Raw genomic sequence first — 18,808 nt, forward strand, 5'->3', positions numbered from 1 at the left:
TGCGTGTAGAACACATTCGCCGGGTCCCCGTCCACGTGCGTTAGCCCCGAGAAGCCGCCCAAGTACATCGGATCGCCGACCTTGATCGCTTGCGTCGTTTGGCTTGCCGGTACGTTGATGACCGAATTTCCGATGAGAATCTTGTCGTCCAGTTGGAACAATCTTGCCTGCCACGCTTCGCTCTCCAGCTGCTTAATGACTGCCTGCGGATCGACAACAGGGTCCGCATTAGCCGTTCTCTGGTCTAGTGGACTTGCCGCGAACATGCTGAGTGTTACCGCTGCCGCCGACATGCCGGCCAGCCACTTCTTCGCCGTGTGCTTCGTCTGCTTCTTCATATGTTCCTCCTAGAGTGGTATGACAACCCCGATAATCAATACTCATATTCTAGTAATTCCATATGGAAGCTTAGCACAGGATTATAATTTTATTGTTCGGGCCACATGAATGAATTGTAAATATCCGGAAGAACGACAAAAAGCCGGATCATCCGACCGAGTCATGCTCGCCCGAACAATCCAGCTTCTTCTCTTGCCTTCGCGTTACAGCTCCACTGTTCCGCCAGTTTGGCGGACGAGGCGAATCGCGCGCTCGACCAGCTCCTCGCTGATCGTCGCGGACCAGGAAGCGCCGTCCATTCCTTCATCGATGTGATCGACGCGCAGAAATTGCAGCTTATGCTGCGCTTCCCTGGCACGATCCCCGTCCTGAAACGTCGCATGAATCTTCGTCACGGCCGGAATCTTCCTACAGCAAGCGCTGAGCTTGCTGCGAAGCGTTGGACTGCGCCCTGGCGTCCGCCTCTTCCGCGCGCTTCATCGCGATAAGGTCCGAGTTGTCGGCCTGCTCCTCCGAAAACTCCACGTCTTCGTTTTTGCCGATCGGCAGGTTGCCGAAATTTTGTTTCTCCAGGTTTTCGCTCATCGTCATTCTCCTTCGTGTCTGGAATGAAATAAACACGAAGGTTAGCATCGGCCAATGATCCGAAACTTATCCCTGAAGCTTTGGTACCTTGAAGCTGCCTATTCGCCGCGGAATGCCTTCTTCATCTTATCGAAAATCGATTCGTGATGCTCATGCTGCACTTCGCTCATGCCGCCGTTGCCGCCGGCCAGCTGCCGCAGCAGCTCCTTCTGTTCGTCGTTCAGGTTGGTCGGCGTCACGACCGTCACTTTCACATGCTGATCGCCCTGGCCATAGCCGCGCAGACGCGGTACGCCTTTGCCTTTCAAGCGGAAATACGTACCCGTCTGGGTGCCCGCCGGAATCTTCAGCTTCACCTTCTCGTTCAACGTCGGAATTTCGATCTCGTCGCCAAGCGCGGCCTGCGCGAACGTGAGCGGCACTTCGCAGTAGATGTCGTCGTTCTCCCGTTCGAAGAAGTCATGCGGCTTCACCCGGATGACGATATACAGGTCGCCGGACGGGCCGCCGCGCGTTCCGCTCTCGCCTTCGCCGGTCAGGCGGATTTGAGCGCCTTCGTCGACGCCGGCAGGAATTTTCACGTTGATTTTGCGGTTTCGTTTCACTTTGCCCGCGCCATGGCAGGTCGTGCATTTTTCTTTGATGACTTTGCCCGTGCCGCTGCAGTTCGAACATGCACGCCGGTTGACCATACGGCCGAACGGCGTGTTTTGAACGACCTCTTGCTGACCGGTACCGCGGCAGACGGAGCAGGTTTCCGGCTTCGTGCCCGGCTTGGCGCCCGTGCCGACGCAGGTGTCGCAGTTTTCGGTCCGAGGAATCGTAATCTCGGTTTCTTTGCCGAACACGGCTTCCTTGAACTCGATCGTCATCGTATATTGCAGGTCATTGCCGCGCTGCGGCGCGTTCGGATCGCGCCGTCCGCCTCCGCCGCCGAAGAACATATCGAAAATATCGCCGAAGCCGCCGTTGAAGTCCGCGCCGCCTCCGCCGCCGAAGCCTTGATTCGGGTCGACATGCCCGTACTGATCGTACGTCGAGCGCTTGCCGTCATCGCTAAGCACGTCATATGCTTCCTTGACTTCCTTGAACTTGGATTCCGCATCCGCTTCCTTGTTCACGTCCGGATGGTACTGGCGAGCCAGCTTCCGGTACGCCTTCTTGATTTCGTCCTCGCCCGCGCTTTTCCCAACGCCGAGCACTTCGTAATAATCCCGCTTATTAGCCAAAATCCGTCACCCCGTCTCCTGTTTCCGCACGTTTCTCTCTTGAGCGAGATGAAACGGTCCATGCCGCCCGTTTCCGGGTGAGTCTCATCCCATGGCATTGCGTCAAAATAATCAAAACCGATAATTTGCCTGTATTCATACGAAAAACGGCTGCGCCGTCCCATACAAAGGACGGCACACCGTTTACGCAAAGCTTACCTGACCAAACTTATAGCTGTCATTCTTATTTCTTGACTGAATTATAACTTACCTTAGCTTATTTCTTGTCGTCGACGACTTCATAGTCGGCATCGACAACGTTGTCCTTGCCGCCTTGCGGGCCGCCGGCTTCAGGACCAGCGCCATCGGCGCCGCCTGCCGCTTGCGCCTGCTCATACAGCTTCACGGAAAGCTGTTGAATGATTTCCGTCAGCTCCTGCGCCGCCGTGTTGATTTGCTCCACGTCGTCGGTTGCGAGCGCTGCAGTCACTTTTTCTTTGGCTTCGTTCGCTTTCGCGATTTCGCCGGCATCTACTTTGTCGCCGAGATCCTTGATCGTCTTGTCGACGGAATAGACCAGTTGGTCCGCGCTGTTCTTCGCTTCGACCAGCTCGCGGCGCTTGCGGTCGTCTTCCGCGTTCAGCTCGGCATCTTTCATCATACGATCGATTTCCTCATCCGACAAGCCGCCGGAGGACGTAATCGTAATTTTTTGGCTCTTGCCAGTCCCTTTATCCAGGGCGGACACGTTAACGATACCGTTCGCGTCGATATCGAACGTCACTTCGATTTGCGGTACGCCGCGCGGTGCCAATGGAATGTCACCCAGCGTGAAGCGGCCCAGCGTTTTGTTGCCGGCAGCCATTTGACGCTCGCCTTGCAGGACGTGAATTTCTACGCTCGGCTGATTGTCCGCGTACGTCGAGTATACCTGCGATTTGCTCGTAGGGATCGTCGTGTTGCGGTCGATCATTTTGGTGAATACGCCGCCTGCCGTTTCGATACCGAGCGACAATGGCGTTACGTCGAGCAATACGACGTCTTTGACATCGCCTGTCAATACGCCGGCTTGAACGGCCGCGCCGAGGGCAACCACTTCATCCGGGTTAACGCCTTTGTGCGGATCTTTGCCGATTAGCTTCTTGACTGCGTCCTGTACCGCCGGAATCCGCGTGGAACCGCCGACCAGAACGACCTTGTCGATTTGGCTCGGAGCGATACCGGAGTCGTTCAGCGCTTGACGAGTCGGGCCCAGCGTGCGTTCCACGAGACCTGCGGACAGCTCTTCGAATTTGGCGCGCGTCAGGCTCAGCTCCAAATGCTGCGGTACGCCGTCTGCCATCGTGATGAACGGCAGGGATATCGTCGACGTCAGGACGCCGGATAGTTCTTTCTTCGCTTTCTCGGCAGCGTCCTTCAGACGTTGAACGGCTGCTTTATCTTTGGAAAGGTCTACGCCTTGTTCTTTCTTGAACTCGGATACGAGGTAATCGATGATCACTTGGTCGAAGTCGTCGCCGCCGAGCTTGTTGTCGCCGCTCGTTGCTTTAACTTCGAAGAAGCCGTCGCCCAACTCGAGGATCGATACGTCGAACGTACCGCCGCCAAGGTCATAGACGAGAATCGTTTGGTCTTCGGATTTCTCGAGTCCGTATGCCAGCGCGGCAGCCGTAGGCTCGTTGACGATACGAAGCACTTCCAGACCTGCGATTTTACCGGCATCCTTCGTCGCTTGGCGCTGGCTGTCGTTAAAGTAAGCAGGAACCGTGATGACCGCTTGCGTGACCGTTTGGCCCAGGTAAGCTTCGGCATCGGATTTCAGCTTTTGCAAAATGATGGCGGAAATTTCTTGCGGCGAGAAGTCTTTGCCGTCAATAACTTCTTTGTGGTTCGTGCCCATGTGACGTTTGATCGAGCTGATCGTACGGTCCGGGTTCGTGATGGCTTGGCGTTTCGCGGACTCGCCGACGATGCGCTCGCCGTCTTTCTTGAAGCCGACGACGGACGGGGTTGTACGATTGCCTTCCGGATTCGGGATGACGACGGCTTCGCCGCCCTCCATTACTGCTACGCAAGAGTTGGTTGTTCCAAGGTCGATACCGATTACTTTACTCATAAGTAGAAATCCTCCTTAAATTTGAAAAAGTGGTATATAGGCAGCTGTTCGTTAACCGCTCACTTTAACCATGGCGGGACGCAGCACTTTATCTTTTAGCATGAAGCCCTTCTGGACTTCCTCCACGACGATGCCTTCTTCGTACTCGTCGGAATCCACCTGCATGATCGCTTGGTGGAATTCAGGATTAAACGGTTGACCGACGACATCCATCGGCTTCAAGCCTTCGGCATCCAGCACGCCCTCCAGCTGGCGGAATATCATATCCACGCCTTTGGAGAACGACTCTCCGTCGCCGCCAGCTTTGGCGGCTTCGATCGCGCGGCCGAAGTTATCGACGACCGGCAGCAGCTGACCGAGCAGTTTCATCGAAGCGTATTGCGCGAGTTCTTCGCGTTCTTTCATCGTGCGGCGGCGAAAGTTATCGAAATCGGCCTGAGCGCGCAAGTAGCGCTGCTGGTTCTCGTCGGCAAGCTTCGTCAGCTCGGCGATGCGGCCCTCTTCCTCAGCGCCCTCGGTTATGTCAACCTCGGGTGTAAATTCCTCGGCGGCCGTTTCCTGATCCTCGACCGTACCGTCCATCTCTTGCTTATGTTCCTCATCCGTATGTTGTTCATTCACAGACACTCGATCGACACCTCCTACTCTGATTGGTTTGCGCTGGCGTTAGGCAGCGCAGCATTCAGACAAACTCTGATTGGTTTGCGCTGGCGTTAGGCAGCGCAGCATTCAGACATACTCTGATTGGTTTGCGCTGGCGTTAGGCAGCGCAGCATTCAGACAAACTCTGATTGGTTTGCGCTGGCGTTATCATTTGTACCAGCGTCCGAGCAAAACAGCCATATCTTTGGACAAAATGTCCAGCAGGCTGATCACTTTACCATAATCCATCCTGGTCGGCCCAAGAATACCGATCGTTCCCAGCGACTTGCCTTCCACGGAATAAGTAGCCGTAATAAGACTGCACGTATTAATGGCTTCATGCGTATTCTCTGTTCCGATGCGGACTTGAATACCGCTTGGCAGCGCATTAAACATCTGCATGATCGTGGGTGTTTCTTCCAGCAGGTCGAGCAGCGTCTTTACTTTGTCGACATCCTTGAATTCTGGCTGCGTGAGCATGTTCGTCGTTCCGCTCATGAAGACGCGGTGGTCGCCCTCGCTCTCCAGCGTTTGGTCCAGGATGCCGAGCAGCCGCTCGAACTGATCGGCATAACGCCCAAGCTCTTGCCCGACTTCCGAATGCAATTTCGATTTAAGGCGAACAAGCGGAACGCCGACCAGCTTGGCATTCAAAATGTTCACCGCTTGCTGCATCTCTTCCATCGTCATATCTTCCGGAAGGGAGATGGTTCGGTTCTCGACATGACCCGTGTTCGTGACGATGATCGCCACGGCCGTGTCCTGGCTCAGCGGCACCAGTTGAAAATGCTTCAGCGACGTCGTAAACGTCTCCGGCCCGAGCACGATGCTCGTATAATTCGTCATGTTCGACAGAATCATGGCCGCATGCTGGATGATTTGCTCCATTTGATTCATTTTCTCGGTAAAGAAAGAACGCACAAACTGCTTTTCTTGTTCATTCACTTCGCCTAGCTTGACGAGATGGTCGACGTAATAACGGTAGCCCTTGATCGAAGGGATGCGTCCTGCCGAAGTATGGGGCTGCTCCAGGAAGCCAAGCTCCTCCAGATCAGCCATTTCGTTGCGGATCGTCGCCGGACTGAAGCTGACGTCGCTGCGCTTCGAAATGCTGCGTGAACCAATAGGCTCCGCCGAGCGGATATAATCGTCGATGATGACATTCAAAATCATTCGCTGCCGATCAGTTAACATCGCAGTCCCTCCATATTCGTAAAGATCGGACCGCCCTTCGAGCGTCCCGTCGTCGTGCCTCTCATCGTCGTTAGCACTCGATAGCGTTGAGTGCTAATCATTACTACAAAAATACCAAAACGGCTCGCCGATTGTCAAGTCGATTCAGCATTTTTGTACGGTTTTCATTTAAATTACCGAGGTCAGTTCAGCAGTGACCCATCCCGATAACCTATAACCGTCGACTTCAAATAAAAACAAAGACCACGACTTATTGGCTGCTCATGGCCCAATAAGATCGTGATCTGTAGGAGGAACGCTATAGGATCGGATTAGTTCAACATTTTAAGCACCGCGATCTCATCGCAGGCATGCTGCTTCGGACAATTGACGCAATCCGTCCAAACCTTCTCGGGAAAAATCTCTTTGTTCACGACGACGAAACCGTTCTTCTCGAAGAAACGCACCTCGTAGGTTAACGCCATGATCTTCGGAATATGCTGTTCCTTCGCTTCGTGGATGAGCTGGTCCACCAGCTTGCTGCCGATGCCCAGTCCTTTGTAGCCGTTCGATATGCCGAGCGAGCGAATCTCCACAAGATCGGTTCCGAGACGCGTCAGCGATCCGCAGCCCACGACTTCGGGTCCGACCTCGGCGACGACGAAAGTATCGATTTGGCGCTTCAGCGTTTCGCGCGATCGGGGCAGCATGATCCCTTTCTCTGCATAACCGGCAATCAAATCAGCCAAAACTTCGATATCGCTCTCGGTCGCTCTTCTGCATACCGCTTCCATCGTCTTCGCCTCCATCGCGCTCGCCTCCACCCTTCTCGAATTCGATCCGTTTCCTTTATCAATACGAATAAATATACAACACCATGCATTTCTACACAAGAATAATTTAAGAGAAAGATTCATCGCGCATGCACTTGTTTTTCAGCTGATGAACGCGCCAAAAACTTCGTTGCCAAGCGGAATGCCCTGCTTCGACAGCCGGTAGCCCCCGCCTTGTCCTTCCACGTTCTCGAGCAGCCCCTGCTTCAGCAGACGCTGCAGCGGTTCGCCGAATACGCCTTCGATCGTGCGGCCCGGGAATTGTGAGGCGAAATCACCGCCGCGCACGCCGCGCAGCAAACGAAGCCCGACCATCATGAAGTCCTCCATGGCTTCCTCTTCCGAGACGGCGTTCGTCTCCAGCCGGGGAAGGCGCGTCGCCGCGGCATCCAGAAACGGCTGGATGCCCTTGATGTTGACATGACGCTCGCCGCGCGCATAACCATGCGCTCCCGCTCCAAGGCCGTAATACGGCTCGTTGCGCCAATACGTGATGTTATGCCGGCTTTCAAAGCCCGGTTTGGCAAAGTTGCTGATCTCGTAGTGATCGTAGCCAGAGCCCGTCAACCTGTCGATCAAGAGCATATACATCGCCAGCTCGTCTTCTTCCGGAGGCAGCGGCAGCTCGTTACGCTCGTACAGCGCATGGAACAGCGTGTTCTCCTCGACTTTGAGCCCGTACAGCGAATAATGCGGCAGCTCCAGCGCAAGCGCCTTGGAGACGCTGTCCGACAGCTGCTCGACCGTCTGTCCCGGCAGCCCGAACATCAGATCGATAGACAGGTTATGAACGCCCGCTATTCTTGCGTTCTCGATGCTGCGGTACACGTCGTCGACGTTATGAATTCGGCCGATGCGTTCCAGCAGTCCGTTATCGAACGACTGCACGCCCATGCTGATCCGGTTGACGCCTCCCGCTCGCATCGCCTGCAGTTTCTCCAGGTCCGTCGTGCCCGGATTGGCTTCCATCGTAAACTCCGCATCCGGGTGAATTGGAAAATGCCGCTTAACGGAAGTCAGAAATCGCTCCATCTGCGTCGGATTCAGCACCGTCGGCGTACCGCCCCCGACGAATACGGTCCGAATCTCCTCCTCCGGAGGCAAAGCCTCGACCGTCCGCGCCATTTCGAGCTCCAGCGCATCCAGATAAGCGTCAACGGGCTGGCCCTTCAGGACATAAGACGTGAAGTCGCAGTAAAAGCACTTGTTCGTGCAGAAAGGAATATGAATATAAAGCGCCCTAGGCGCGTGGGTTAACATGCCGATTACCTCCAAGCTTGCTTATAATGACCCACGCGCAGCGGATCATTATTCATTAAATCATTTCCCCTACCGCTCGCAGCTTCCTGAAATAAAAAAAGGAAGCGCGTTTGCTCCCTTAAAAAGGCTGCGTTGAGGTGGGCCGGAGGCCGGTAAGGAGATGAAGCAACGAAGTGATCGCCTTTGTAGTCAGAAATTCACCTTATAAAGTTGTTCCTAAATTCCTGACTACAACAGCGAGCGTAATCCCTTACCGGCCGCAGGCCAGCCCTTCAACGATGCTTAATCCTCGTCGATCTTCAATACCGCCATGAACGCTTCCTGCGGCACCTCGACGCTGCCGACCTGTTTCATACGCTTCTTGCCTTCCTTCTGCTTGTCCAGCAGCTTCCGTTTCCGGCTGATGTCGCCGCCGTAGCACTTGGCAAGAACGTTCTTGCGCATCGCTTTAACCGTCTCGCGCGCGATAACCTTATGGCCGATGGACGCCTGAATCGGCACTTCGAACATTTGGCGCGGGATCAGCTCTTTCAGCTTCTCGCAAATAATCTTTCCGCGGTGGTAGGCGCGGTCGCGGTGAACGATAACGGACAAGGCATCAACCTGCTCGTTGTTGAGCATGATGTCCATTTTGACCAGCTTCGACTGACGGTAGCCCGACAGTTCATAGTCGAACGAAGCGTAGCCTTTCGTGCTGGACTTCAGCTGATCGAAGAAATCGTAGACGATCTCGGACAACGGCATGTCGTACGTAATCGTGACGCGGTTCGTATCCAAGTACTCCATGTTCACGAATTCGCCGCGTTTGTTCTGGCACAGCTCCATGATGGCGCCGACGTAGTCGTTCGGCACGATGATGGCCGCCTTTACGAACGGTTCTTCGACGTATTCGATTTTGCCGACTTCCGGATAATTGGAAGGATTGTCGATTCGAAGGACATCGCCGTTCGTCAGCGTGACGTGGTAAATAACGCTCGGTGCAGTCGTAATGAGCGGAATATTGAATTCGCGCTCGATCCGCTCTTGAATAATCTCCATGTGCAGCAGGCCGAGGAAGCCGCAGCGGTAGCCGAAGCCGAGCGCCGTCGAGGATTCCGCCTCGTAGCGAAGCGAAGCATCGTTAAGCTCCAGCTTCTCCAGCGCATCGCGCAGATCGTTGTAATCCTGCGTTTCGATCGGGTACAAGCCGCAGAAGACCATCGGGTTGATCTTGCGGTAACCCGGCAGTGCTTCAAGCGCAGGCTTCTTCGCATCCGTAACCGTGTCCCCGACGCGCGTATCCTTCACGTTCTTGATTCCCGCAACGACGAAACCTACGTCTCCGACGGCAAGCTCGTCGACGATACCCATGCGCGGCATGAAAGCCCCGACTTCGATAACTTCGAACTCCGCGCCTGTCGCCATGAAGCGAATCTTCTTGCCTGCCTTGATGTGGCCGTCAATGACGCGGACGTAGACGATAACCCCTTTGTACGGATCGTAATGCGAGTCGAAAATAAGCGCTTTGAGCGGCTGGTCCGGATCGCCCGTAGGAGGCGGAACCTTCGTTACCACCTGCTCCAGGATTTCCTTGATGCCGATGCCGGCTTTGGCGGAGGCATGTACGGCCTCGCTGGCGTCAAGACCGATTACATCCTCGATCTCCTGCTTGACCCGCTCCGGCTCTGCGCTCGGAAGATCGATTTTGTTCAGCACCGGGATAATCTCTAGATTGTTGTCCAGCGCCAAGTAAACGTTGGCCAGCGTCTGCGCCTCGATGCCCTGCGCCGCGTCGACGACGAGCAGCGCGCCTTCGCATGCCGCAAGACTGCGCGAAACCTCGTACGTAAAGTCGACGTGTCCCGGCGTATCGATGAGATTCAAAATATATTCCTCGCCGTTGTCGGCTTTATAGCCCAGACGAACGGCTTGCAGCTTTATGGTGATGCCGCGTTCGCGTTCCAAGTCCATTTGATCAAGCACTTGCTCCTGCATTTCCCGAGATGAAAGCGCGCCGGTAAACTCAAGAATCCGGTCGGCCAGCGTTGATTTCCCATGATCGATATGGGCAATGATGGAGAAGTTTCTAATTCGCGTTTGTCTTTCTCGTACGTCCGTCATGCTTAACCCCCAGAGGCACCTAATTACTAATCATCATTGTATTATACCAGTTCGGGCTAAGAGCATCAATCCGTGACCCGTTCAAAAAACGAGACGACCAAGCGGATTCCTTTCGACGAGATCGATTGCAGCGCTCCGGCCGTGCCGTCCGCGACCTGATTAACGGTCGATTGGCTTTGCATATCAGGCAGTCCGGGCAGACGTTTGGCCAGCTCTTCCTCCAGCTTGCGCTCGTATTCGCGGCGGATCTCTTCCTCCGTGCGGCCATGCTGCGCGTCCGAGACCGTCAGCTGCTGCGTTGTCGCGATTTCGTTCTCCGGCAGCCGCTCGACTTGCCGCGTCGCGATTGCCGCATCGCCATTCCCCCCTGCTCCGTCTACAGGTCCATTGATGCGTTCTATTCCGCTTGTCGCGATATCGATGCCGAACAAGACAATCAGCGCGACCGCTCCGCCGACGAATGCGTTTTTCCATGTTTGACGCCGCATATTTGTTCCCCCTTTTTTGATTGGAACCGCCTTACTTCGTCGATTTATTTAGTGGTGCCGTCACTTTCTCGTCTTTCCAGTAAATATCCGAGACGACCTTCGCGAGCGCGTCGATCGTGCGGTACGATTCCGCCAGCGTGCTCTCGACGCCGCCGACTTCGATAAGCACGCTGTCCGGTGCAAGGGATTGATTGTATTCCCCGTTCCCGCTGGCCGTCGTTTTGGCCCAGATTCCCCTGGAGAGACCCGGATATTTCTTCTCGAGCGCGTCGTGGATTTGGCTGGCGAACGCTTCGTTCTCCTCCCAGTTCGGATTCGCGTGGCCGATAATCAGAAAAATTTGCGCGTATTGCTGTCCGTTGATCGTCACGGTCGTCTCTTTGTGCCCTTGCGAATCCCGGTGGATATCGAAGAAGAATTTCAAGTCCTTGTTGGCCTTCAGCGCCGACAGTACCGTTTGTTTCGAATATTTATAGGATAGGTTCCAGTTATAGTTTTTAATCGCGGTCGGGTAATCCGTCGAAGAATGCGCCGCTCCGATGCCGAGCTTCTCCAATTGATCCGCCAGGCGCTTGCCGACCAGCGTGATGTTCTTGGTGGACGATTCCGGCGTTTTCTTGTTGCTGATCTCCGGGAACCACGACTCCCTCGCGTGCGAGTGATAGATGAACACGACGTTCCGTCCGTTTGTCGTCGGCTTGGCCGGATTGGAAGGGACAGGGTTATCTCCGTCCGTGCTTCCCGAATCGCCGTTCGTGCCTGTATTTCCCGTATTGCCCGTGTCGCCAGGGCTGTCCGAAGGATCGGGCGCATCTGCATCGCCTTTGTTCACGGAGCTCGTATTACCGGGATCGTGATCAGGCCGGTCGGCATCCGACAGACCGTCAGGGGCGTCCGTGCCTTCGTCTCCGCTGCCCGGAATCGATTCGTGATCCTCGGGCTGGACCGAGGCATCCGTGCCCGTCCCGCCCTGCAGCAGCGTCGTCTTATCCCCTTCGAGTCCGGGGTACTGGCTGGCAAGCAGGCTTTTGGGATCGTCGGGATTAATGTCCGTCAACAGACGAACGAGAAAACTGCCGATCTGATGACCGGATATAGAAGGCTTGACGTCCGCCTTGGCCGTTCCGGGTATTTCCATGGCGAGCATGTCCGCGAACAAGCCGTTGGACACCGAGGCGGCAAAGCCTTTCATGGACGACACGGGCGAAGTTGAAGCTTGCCTCTGCACGATCATGCCGATTCCGACGACGAGGACAAGGACCATCGATCCTAATGACAGCAGGGCAAAGGTGCGGCCGGCAACGAGCAGCTGCCTGAGCCGCAGGCTGCTTTTGCCGATGTTGAGCGTCATTATGATTCGTTTCATTTGCGCTGTTCCTCCCGGTTCCCATAATGGAATTGTTCGCCTGTGCCAGGCCTGATTCCATCATATGAAGACGAGTCGTTTGCTAGAACCGAAAGTTTAGTAGACGCTAGGGCAAGTGCTAGCTTGCTAGATTCATAGAGACGCCAATGGCCGATAAACGCCGCCTCGCCTGATCGCAGTTGCCAACCCGGCACACCGGATCGGACATGACAAAAAAGCCCCTCCGGCCTTGAAGGCCGAGGGGCTTGCGAGAAGACGGAAGATCCCCGTCAGTGCGTATAGGCAGCCACGTTGCTCTTGTCGACGGCCTCGTGAAGCGCCGCATTCAGTCCGCTGGCCACGATATTGGCGATATCCTCGATAAACTGATCGATCTCCTTGGGCGTTACGAGCAGATCGTGACCCAGCGGTCCCAGTGCTTCCCGGACGAGCTGCAGGCGCTCGTTCTCGTCGATGGCATCGAGCAGACCCATGAACCCTTCTTTGTCGCCCGCGTGCTTCTTCAGATGCTCGCGCAGCAGGTCGATGCTGTTGCTTACGATCGTAGAAGCGTAAAGCACGGTAGGGACGCCGATCGCAATGACGGGAACGCCGAGAATTTCTTTCGTCAAGCCGCGGCGTTTGTTGCCGATGCCGGAGCCGGGATGAATGCCGGTGTCGGCGATTTGAATCGTCGTATTGACCCGCTCCAGCGCTTTCGACGCGAGCGCGTCGATGGCGATGATGACGTCGGGCTTCGACCGGTCGACGATACCCTGCACGATGTCGCTGGACTCGATTCCGGTAATGCCAAGCACGCCCGGAGCGATCGCACTTACATTTCGGTAACCGGGCGCGACCTCATTCGGCATCAGTTCGTAAAAGTGGCGAGTGACGAGCGCGTTCTCCACCACGATCGGCCCGAGCGCATCCGGCGTTACGTTCCAGTTGCCTAGACCGACGATGAGCACGTTCGCGTCTTTGCCGATTCCGATGCGCTCCAAGAAGGCGGCAAACTCCTGTGCCAGCTTCGTCGCGACGCGGTCTTGCAAACCGGTATCCTGCTTGCGCAGCTCAGGCACCTCGAACGTCACGTAGTGGCCGATCATTTTCCCCATGATCCGTGAGCCTTCCTCGGTCGTCACGTCGAGCCGCGTAATCTTGATGCCGTCTTCGTCCGTCACGTCGGACAATACGCCGGGGATCGGTCCGCTTCCATTGGACTCCGCTAATTCCTTCGCTTCCAGCGCCAAGTCGATGCCAACGTTAAATCGCTGCAGATCAAGGTCACTCATATAATAAGGGCGCTCCTTCCATCGTCGAATGGCATTAGTTTGTCGAAGCCGGACTTGAATTATGCGGTTAGCGGCAAGGTTCGAGCGGATTCGAATCAGGAAGCGCTATTGCTTTTTGTCATTGCCCATGATACACTGTGTCAAGTTGTGTTTGTTACAAAGGGTTTTCCCTTTTTACAGGAGGTGAATGCAATGCCAAACATTAAATCCGCCGTCAAACGCGTGAAGACGATCGAGAAACGCCGCGCTTTGAACGCTTCTCAAAAATCCGCGCTTCGCACGGCCGTTAAAGCTGCTGACCAAGCTGTAGTTGCTACTGATGTTGAAGCCGCGAAAGCTGCTCTGATCACTGCCACTAAAAAGCTGGACAAAGCTGCAACTAAAGGCCTGATCCATAAAAATGCTGCAGCCCGCAAAAAGTCGCGCTTGGCTAAAAAATTGAACGCACTTAGCGCTCAAGCTTAAACCAAACGAACGAAAGTCCTGCTCCTCGCTTCGGCGAAGGCGCAGGACTTTTTTAATGTCCTTTCTTTCTCTTCATGCAGCGTCATCCCTGCTCCCGCGTGCTCAGGAAACTTCGCAAACGCTCTGCCGTAGCCGGCGAAGCCGCGAAAATCATGATTTTAAGCTCGGGATTGGCCGGCGGCTGCAACGTCACATGCTCGAACTCCATTTCTCCGATCCGCGGTTCATAGCTGTGTTTGCGATGGTCCATGACGGCTTTAACGTCATGCAGCGGCCAAAATTCACGAAAAAACCGGCTGGTCCCCATAAATTCCTCGATAAGCCGCTTAAACCCCTCATCCGCTGGAAAGTACGCGTAGTCCGCACGAAAACGCGCAATCAACACCTGCATCTTCGCTTCCCATTCCTTGATGTCCTCGCTTAGCGCGTCACTCGACAACAGATGTCTCATCCAATTGGGTCTCGGTGCGAGGGAATCCGCGAACGACGGCAAGCGGAACACCACCTCGGCGGCCTTGTTCCACATCAGCAAATCCCAGCATCTCCCGATCGCGAATGCCGGATTCGGGTCAAGCGACATGATCGTGCGCTCCAAACCCGTATTTAAAAGCTGGTCTTCTCGCTTCTCGTAATTCACCGGTCTTGCAAGAAGTTGCAGATGGCGGCGCTCATCCTCGGTTAATCGCAGCGCCGTGGCCAGGCTATCCAGAACCTCTTCGGACGGATGGACGTCTCTGTCCTGCTCCAAAGCGGTATACCACGATGTACCGATGTGGGCGAGTTGCGCCACTTCTTCTCTTCGCAGCCCCGGAGTCCGCCGTCGTCCGTGCGAGATCAAACCTACGTCTTCCGGCGTAAGGCGCTCGCGGCGCGAACGCAGAAATTCGCCCAATGACATGGCGGAGAAAACGCGTTCCAATCGTGACCCCTCCTTATCCTGACACTTTCAATCCTACGATAATCGCAGGAAGGCAGCTTCTTGTCCGTTTTATTATACTGTCGCTAGGACGTCGATACTATCGAGGAGGAAAATGAATCATGAACGTATTTATAACGGGCGCAACGGGGAAGGTAGGAAGCCGGTTCGTCCCGCGCATGCTGCAGCGCGGTCATCGCGTGACGTTGCTGGTACGGGACGCAGCGAAGGCGGATCACCTTCGCCGGCAAGGAGCCGAGATTACAGAAGGCGATCTTCTGCAGCCGGAACACTATGCGGATGCGCTCCGCGGCATCGATGCGGTGGTTCATCTGGCAGCGCAATTCCGCGGCGTCGACGAGAACACCGCGCGCAGCTCGAATATCGACGGCAGCGTCGCTTTAGCTCTCGCCGCGCTGCAGGCTGGCGTCCCCAGGTTTGTTTTCGCGAGCACGAACAACGTATACGGCTCGTCGAATCGCGCGAGACCGAACCGCGAAGACGACGCATTGAACCCTGCGTTTGCTTACCCGCAATCCAAAGCGGAAGCTGAAACGGCGCTATTAAATTTACATCTCGAAAATGGATTAGGATTACGCATCGTTCGGCTTCCGTTCGTTTATGGCGAACGCGATCCGCATATCGCGGAATTCTTGCCGTACTTGCGTAATTGGCATCCGGCCAAGCGATTCCACATGGCACACCACGCGGACGTTGGACAAGCTCTGATGCTCGCGGCTTCAGCGCCGGGCGTCGATGGCCGAATATACAATGTCGGCGACGACGCGCCGATCTCCGTTGCCGAGCTGCTGCAGCTTCATCATAGCGACAATACGCTTGAAGCTGTGCAGCAAGAATTCGATGCCTGGGACATGGTCGTCGATACGACGCGCATCAGAGACGAATTGCACTATCGACCGATCTACCCGTCGTTCTACACCGCAAGAGATGCGGGGGCGCTATAGGTTTCGCTCGCATCCAACGAAGACAGCAGCCTTGGACTTATGAATGTCCTAGGCTGCTGTCTTATTGTTGCGGTCATTCCTGCTGCTTGCATGCGCCTCTGGGCTTCTCCGCCAAGGATCACGCTGCGAGCGACAACAGAAACAGCTCCAAACCAAGCGTCTTGTCGATACGGCCGGTTTTCATCCCGTAATCAAGCTCCGCCAGCCTGCTCAGATGGCGGCCCAGCGTCTGGGCCGTGAAGCGCTTCGCCTTCTCGGCCGCCAGCTTGACCGCGTAAGGATGCAGTCCGATTTGCCCGGCCATCTGCTGCTGGGAGTAATTATGCTGCTCCAGCTCCTTCACCTGCAGCATGATCCGAAACTGTCTGGCGATGAGCGCGGCGATCTTGATCGGCTCTTCCCGGCGCAGCAGCAGCTCGGCATACAGCTTGAGCGCCTTCTCCACGTTAAGCGATGCCATCGCATCGATGAGCGCGAATACGTCTTCCTCTACCGTCGAGGCGATCAGCGTCTCGACATGCTCGCTCGTGATCTGACCGCCGCTGCCGGCATGCAGACACAGCTTGTCCACTTCATGCGCGAGCTGCTGCATATTCGCCCCTGTGCGGACCAGCAGGAGCTGCGCGGCCTCTCGGCCCATGGACCGTCCCTGCTCTTCCGCCCGCTTCACCGTCCACTGCAGAAGGTCCTGCTCCTGCAGCTCCTGAAACGCGATCAGCGCATCCTGCTCCTTCAGCAGCTTGACGACCTTGCGCCGTTCGTCGAGCTTCTCCGCCATGACTTGAAAGACGACCACGCTGCTCTCGCACGGTTGCTTCACGTAGGCGATAAGCGTGTCCGTGCTATGCTGAAGCTTGCTCTCCTTGCCCGTGGCAGCCGCAAGCACGGATGCATCCCGAACGAGCACCAGCTTGCGCGAGGCGAAGAACGGCATCGTGTCGGCTTCCGCCACCGCTTCCTCGATCGGCGTCTCCGACGTGTCGTACTTCACGATGCCCAGCTCCCGCTCGCCTTCCGGCAGCAGCTTGTCCGTCAAAGCTTCGACGAACTGTCTCATGCGATAACGGTCTTTCCCATATAACACATAAACGGGCCTGAACTGCCCCGCTTTCCATTCCTTCGCGGCATCCTTCAACTCCACCCGCTCGTCCCCCTTACGCATTCCTCTAAACGATAGCGCCATTCCGTTCAAAACGCAACAAAGGGATGCGGCGTTCTGCGCCGTATCCCTTCGTCCCCGAACATCTATATAAACATTCGCGAGCGATCGGCCCATGGTACCGGCTGCGAATGGTCATACGACGTCAAGGCTTTCTTGATCGTCCCATGACTTTCTTCTACCCTACACCATACGCGAATATCCCGCCTTGTGTGCATGGGCAAAAGCATTATTTGCTAGATTGCACTTGCTCCGTTCCCGCTTTCGGATCCACGACATACGTAATCTTGGAGCCATCGGCTTGCGTGCTCGTGTAGGTAAGCACCTTCGAATCGTCGGACCATTTCAGATCGGCGATTCCCGTTCGCTTCACGCCTTCGAATACCGAAACGCTGTCGCTGACCGTATAGACCAACACCTTGTCTTCTACGATAAACGCCTGGTATTGTTGATCCGGCGAAATCGGCGAGGCCATGATCGTCGCAAGCTGATCGGTATGCTTCAACGAATTCCCGCCGCCGTTACCTGTATTGCCCGACTTGCCAGCCCCGTCGTTCGTGACGCCATCCTTCGCATTACCGCCTGCGGCCGGGGCTTGATCGCTCGCGCCATCCTGCGTGGCTGTATCGCCGGTGTTGCCGGAATCGGCCGCATCAAGCGATTGATTAGGGGAATTCGAATTCTGATCTGCCGTAACCCGGTCTTGCTCGCCCCCCGTGATCGGCGGCATCGGTTCTCCGTTCGGATCAACGTTCAGCTCTTTGCTCATTGCAACGCCGTTCTGAGCGGCATCGTTCTCGGCGCCTTGCGCCCTCACGTTGCTGCTGTCTTTCTTGTTGTCCGCCATATTGGATGTCGCACTCGACTCCGCCAAGCTGTCCGACTTGTCGGCGGCGGAATTGTTGCTGCTCGTTGCGGCAGTGTCCGCGTCGGCAGCCATATTGCCGTTATCCCGAAGCGTATGCACGCCCTGGCCGTTCAAGAAAAACATGCCTAGAATAACGCCTGCGGCTACGACGCCGCCTGCCGCAGAGACGGGAAGCCAGCGCCGCCAGCCGATCGCAGCCGGCTTTGATCGCCGCGGAGCCGCTGTTTCTTCTCCTGCGATCACGATATGCGGCTGCGGAATAGACGGCTCGGAAGCGGACTGAAGCTCCGCCAACCGAGGCAGGATGGCATCTACCAGGCTATAGCCCGGCGTCACCTTCGGCAAGCTTTCAAGCCCTGCGGAAAGCAGCTTAAGCCGTTCAAACATCGCTGCGCAATCGGAGCAATGCCGCGTATGACTCATCAAGATTGCGGTTTCCTGTTCATCCAGGTCGCCGTCAAGCTGTCTTTGCATGTAGTCCATCACCTCTTGACAATTCATCCTCGGACACCTCCTCTCTGATAGTCGTGCAGGTACGTCTGCAGCTGCTGCCTTGCCCGGAATAAGTATGATTTTACGGTATTAAGCGGCAAATCAAGCGAATCTGCAATTTCATTGTAAGAAAAGTCCTGCAGATATCGCAGCACCACGACTGCCCGATGATGCTCGGGTAGCTTGTCGATCGCTTTGCGAATATCCTGCGAGGTATAGGCAGACATGACGTCTTCCTCGACGGAATGCTGATCCCTGAACACCAAGTCGTGCTCGTCGATCGAAACGGTCGGCTTGTTCCGCCGGAACTTGTCTATACAAATATTCGTAACGATCCGCTGCACCCACGTCTTGAATTGCGCCTTCTCCTCATAAGTACCGATCTTGGTATAAATTCGGATGAGTGCTTCCTGCGCGGCGTCCATCGCATCCTGCTCATTATTGACAATATAAAACGCGGTCCGGTACACATGATTCTCGATCTGGCGCAACAGAGTAATAAGAGCTTCGCCATCGCCGGCTTGTGCGGCTTTAATCAGGCCTGGCTCCACCACGGAGG

General features: G+C 55.6%; 19 protein-coding genes. 2 read left to right on the forward strand and 17 right to left on the reverse strand.

Going from position 1 to position 18,808, the window contains the following annotated elements:
* The 13 genes from AC0YNU_RS28250 to gpr all read right to left on the reverse strand — a co-directional run.
* The coding region (locus AC0YNU_RS28250) for a hypothetical protein (RefSeq protein ID WP_475762561.1) at positions 1-338 on the reverse strand (338 nt) is incomplete at its 3' end.
* Positions 339-542: 204 nt separating this feature from the next.
* Positions 543-734, reverse strand: coding sequence for a hypothetical protein (locus AC0YNU_RS28255; RefSeq protein WP_475762563.1), 192 nt, complete (start codon positions 732-734; stop codon positions 543-545).
* 13 nt (positions 735-747) lie between these two features.
* Positions 748-924, reverse strand: coding sequence for a YfhD family protein (locus AC0YNU_RS28260; RefSeq protein WP_475762565.1), 177 nt, complete (start codon positions 922-924; stop codon positions 748-750).
* Positions 925-1,022: 98 nt separating this feature from the next.
* A complete protein-coding gene (gene dnaJ / locus AC0YNU_RS28265) occupies positions 1,023-2,153 on the reverse strand; it encodes a molecular chaperone DnaJ (RefSeq protein ID WP_475762567.1) in 1,131 nt (376 codons plus the stop codon).
* A gap of 256 nt (positions 2,154-2,409) precedes the next feature.
* A complete protein-coding gene (dnaK, locus tag AC0YNU_RS28270) occupies positions 2,410-4,248 on the reverse strand; it encodes a molecular chaperone DnaK (protein WP_475762569.1) in 1,839 nt (612 codons plus the stop codon).
* Positions 4,249-4,299: 51 nt separating this feature from the next.
* Positions 4,300-4,869, reverse strand: coding sequence for a nucleotide exchange factor GrpE (gene grpE, locus AC0YNU_RS28275; RefSeq protein ID WP_475762821.1), 570 nt, complete (start codon positions 4,867-4,869; stop codon positions 4,300-4,302).
* Between the two features lie 189 nt (positions 4,870-5,058).
* On the reverse strand, positions 5,059-6,084 hold the full coding sequence (hrcA, locus tag AC0YNU_RS28280; RefSeq protein ID WP_475762571.1) for a heat-inducible transcriptional repressor HrcA: 1,026 nt from the start codon (positions 6,082-6,084) through the stop codon (positions 5,059-5,061).
* A gap of 311 nt (positions 6,085-6,395) precedes the next feature.
* Positions 6,396-6,872, reverse strand: coding sequence for an N-acetyltransferase (locus tag AC0YNU_RS28285; protein WP_475762573.1), 477 nt, complete (start codon positions 6,870-6,872; stop codon positions 6,396-6,398).
* A gap of 126 nt (positions 6,873-6,998) precedes the next feature.
* Positions 6,999-8,156 carry a radical SAM family heme chaperone HemW gene (gene hemW, locus AC0YNU_RS28290; protein ID WP_475762575.1) on the reverse strand — a complete coding sequence of 386 codons (1,158 nt, stop codon included), beginning with the start codon at positions 8,154-8,156 and terminating at the stop codon, positions 6,999-7,001.
* A 282-nt stretch (positions 8,157-8,438) separates the two neighbouring features.
* The gene (lepA, locus tag AC0YNU_RS28295; protein ID WP_475762577.1) at positions 8,439-10,256 is read right to left on the reverse strand and encodes a translation elongation factor 4; all 1,818 of its coding nucleotides are present in this window, start codon (positions 10,254-10,256) and stop codon (positions 8,439-8,441) included.
* Between the two features lie 65 nt (positions 10,257-10,321).
* A complete protein-coding gene (locus AC0YNU_RS28300) occupies positions 10,322-10,744 on the reverse strand; it encodes a hypothetical protein (RefSeq protein WP_475762579.1) in 423 nt (140 codons plus the stop codon).
* A gap of 31 nt (positions 10,745-10,775) precedes the next feature.
* On the reverse strand, positions 10,776-12,110 hold the full coding sequence (gene spoIIP / locus AC0YNU_RS28305; protein ID WP_475762581.1) for a stage II sporulation protein P: 1,335 nt from the start codon (positions 12,108-12,110) through the stop codon (positions 10,776-10,778).
* Between the two features lie 269 nt (positions 12,111-12,379).
* Positions 12,380-13,384, reverse strand: a complete 1,005-nt coding sequence (gene gpr / locus AC0YNU_RS28310) for a GPR endopeptidase (protein ID WP_475762583.1) — start codon at positions 13,382-13,384, stop codon at positions 12,380-12,382.
* A 192-nt stretch (positions 13,385-13,576) separates the two neighbouring features.
* Here gpr and rpsT point away from each other — a divergent pair, with 192 nt between their 5' ends.
* On the forward strand, positions 13,577-13,849 hold the full coding sequence (gene rpsT, locus AC0YNU_RS28315) for a 30S ribosomal protein S20 (protein ID WP_161697389.1): 273 nt from the start codon (positions 13,577-13,579) through the stop codon (positions 13,847-13,849).
* Positions 13,850-13,931: 82 nt separating this feature from the next.
* Here rpsT and AC0YNU_RS28320 read toward each other — a convergent pair whose 3' ends face one another.
* Positions 13,932-14,768 carry a helix-turn-helix transcriptional regulator gene (locus AC0YNU_RS28320; protein ID WP_475762585.1) on the reverse strand — a complete coding sequence of 279 codons (837 nt, stop codon included), beginning with the start codon at positions 14,766-14,768 and terminating at the stop codon, positions 13,932-13,934.
* A 119-nt stretch (positions 14,769-14,887) separates the two neighbouring features.
* Here AC0YNU_RS28320 and AC0YNU_RS28325 point away from each other — a divergent pair, with 119 nt between their 5' ends.
* Entirely contained in the window at positions 14,888-15,730 is an 843-nt protein-coding gene (locus tag AC0YNU_RS28325) for an NAD-dependent epimerase/dehydratase family protein (protein WP_475762587.1), read from the forward strand.
* A gap of 118 nt (positions 15,731-15,848) precedes the next feature.
* On the opposite strand, the gene holA is transcribed toward AC0YNU_RS28325, so the two are convergent.
* The 3 genes from holA to AC0YNU_RS28340 form a co-directional block, all read right to left on the reverse strand.
* On the reverse strand, positions 15,849-16,871 hold the full coding sequence (gene holA, locus AC0YNU_RS28330) for a DNA polymerase III subunit delta (protein ID WP_475762589.1): 1,023 nt from the start codon (positions 16,869-16,871) through the stop codon (positions 15,849-15,851).
* Positions 16,872-17,118: 247 nt separating this feature from the next.
* Complete coding sequence (locus AC0YNU_RS28335; protein WP_475762591.1) at positions 17,119-18,258, reverse strand: anti-sigma factor family protein; 1,140 nt, start codon at positions 18,256-18,258, stop codon at positions 17,119-17,121.
* Positions 18,255-18,803, reverse strand: a complete 549-nt coding sequence (locus AC0YNU_RS28340) for an RNA polymerase sigma factor (protein ID WP_475762593.1) — start codon at positions 18,801-18,803, stop codon at positions 18,255-18,257. The genes AC0YNU_RS28335 and AC0YNU_RS28340 overlap by 4 nt, the downstream gene beginning before the upstream one ends.
* Positions 18,804-18,808: the final 5 nt, after the last annotated feature.

Source organism: Paenibacillus sp. J31P316, assembly GCF_056269105.1.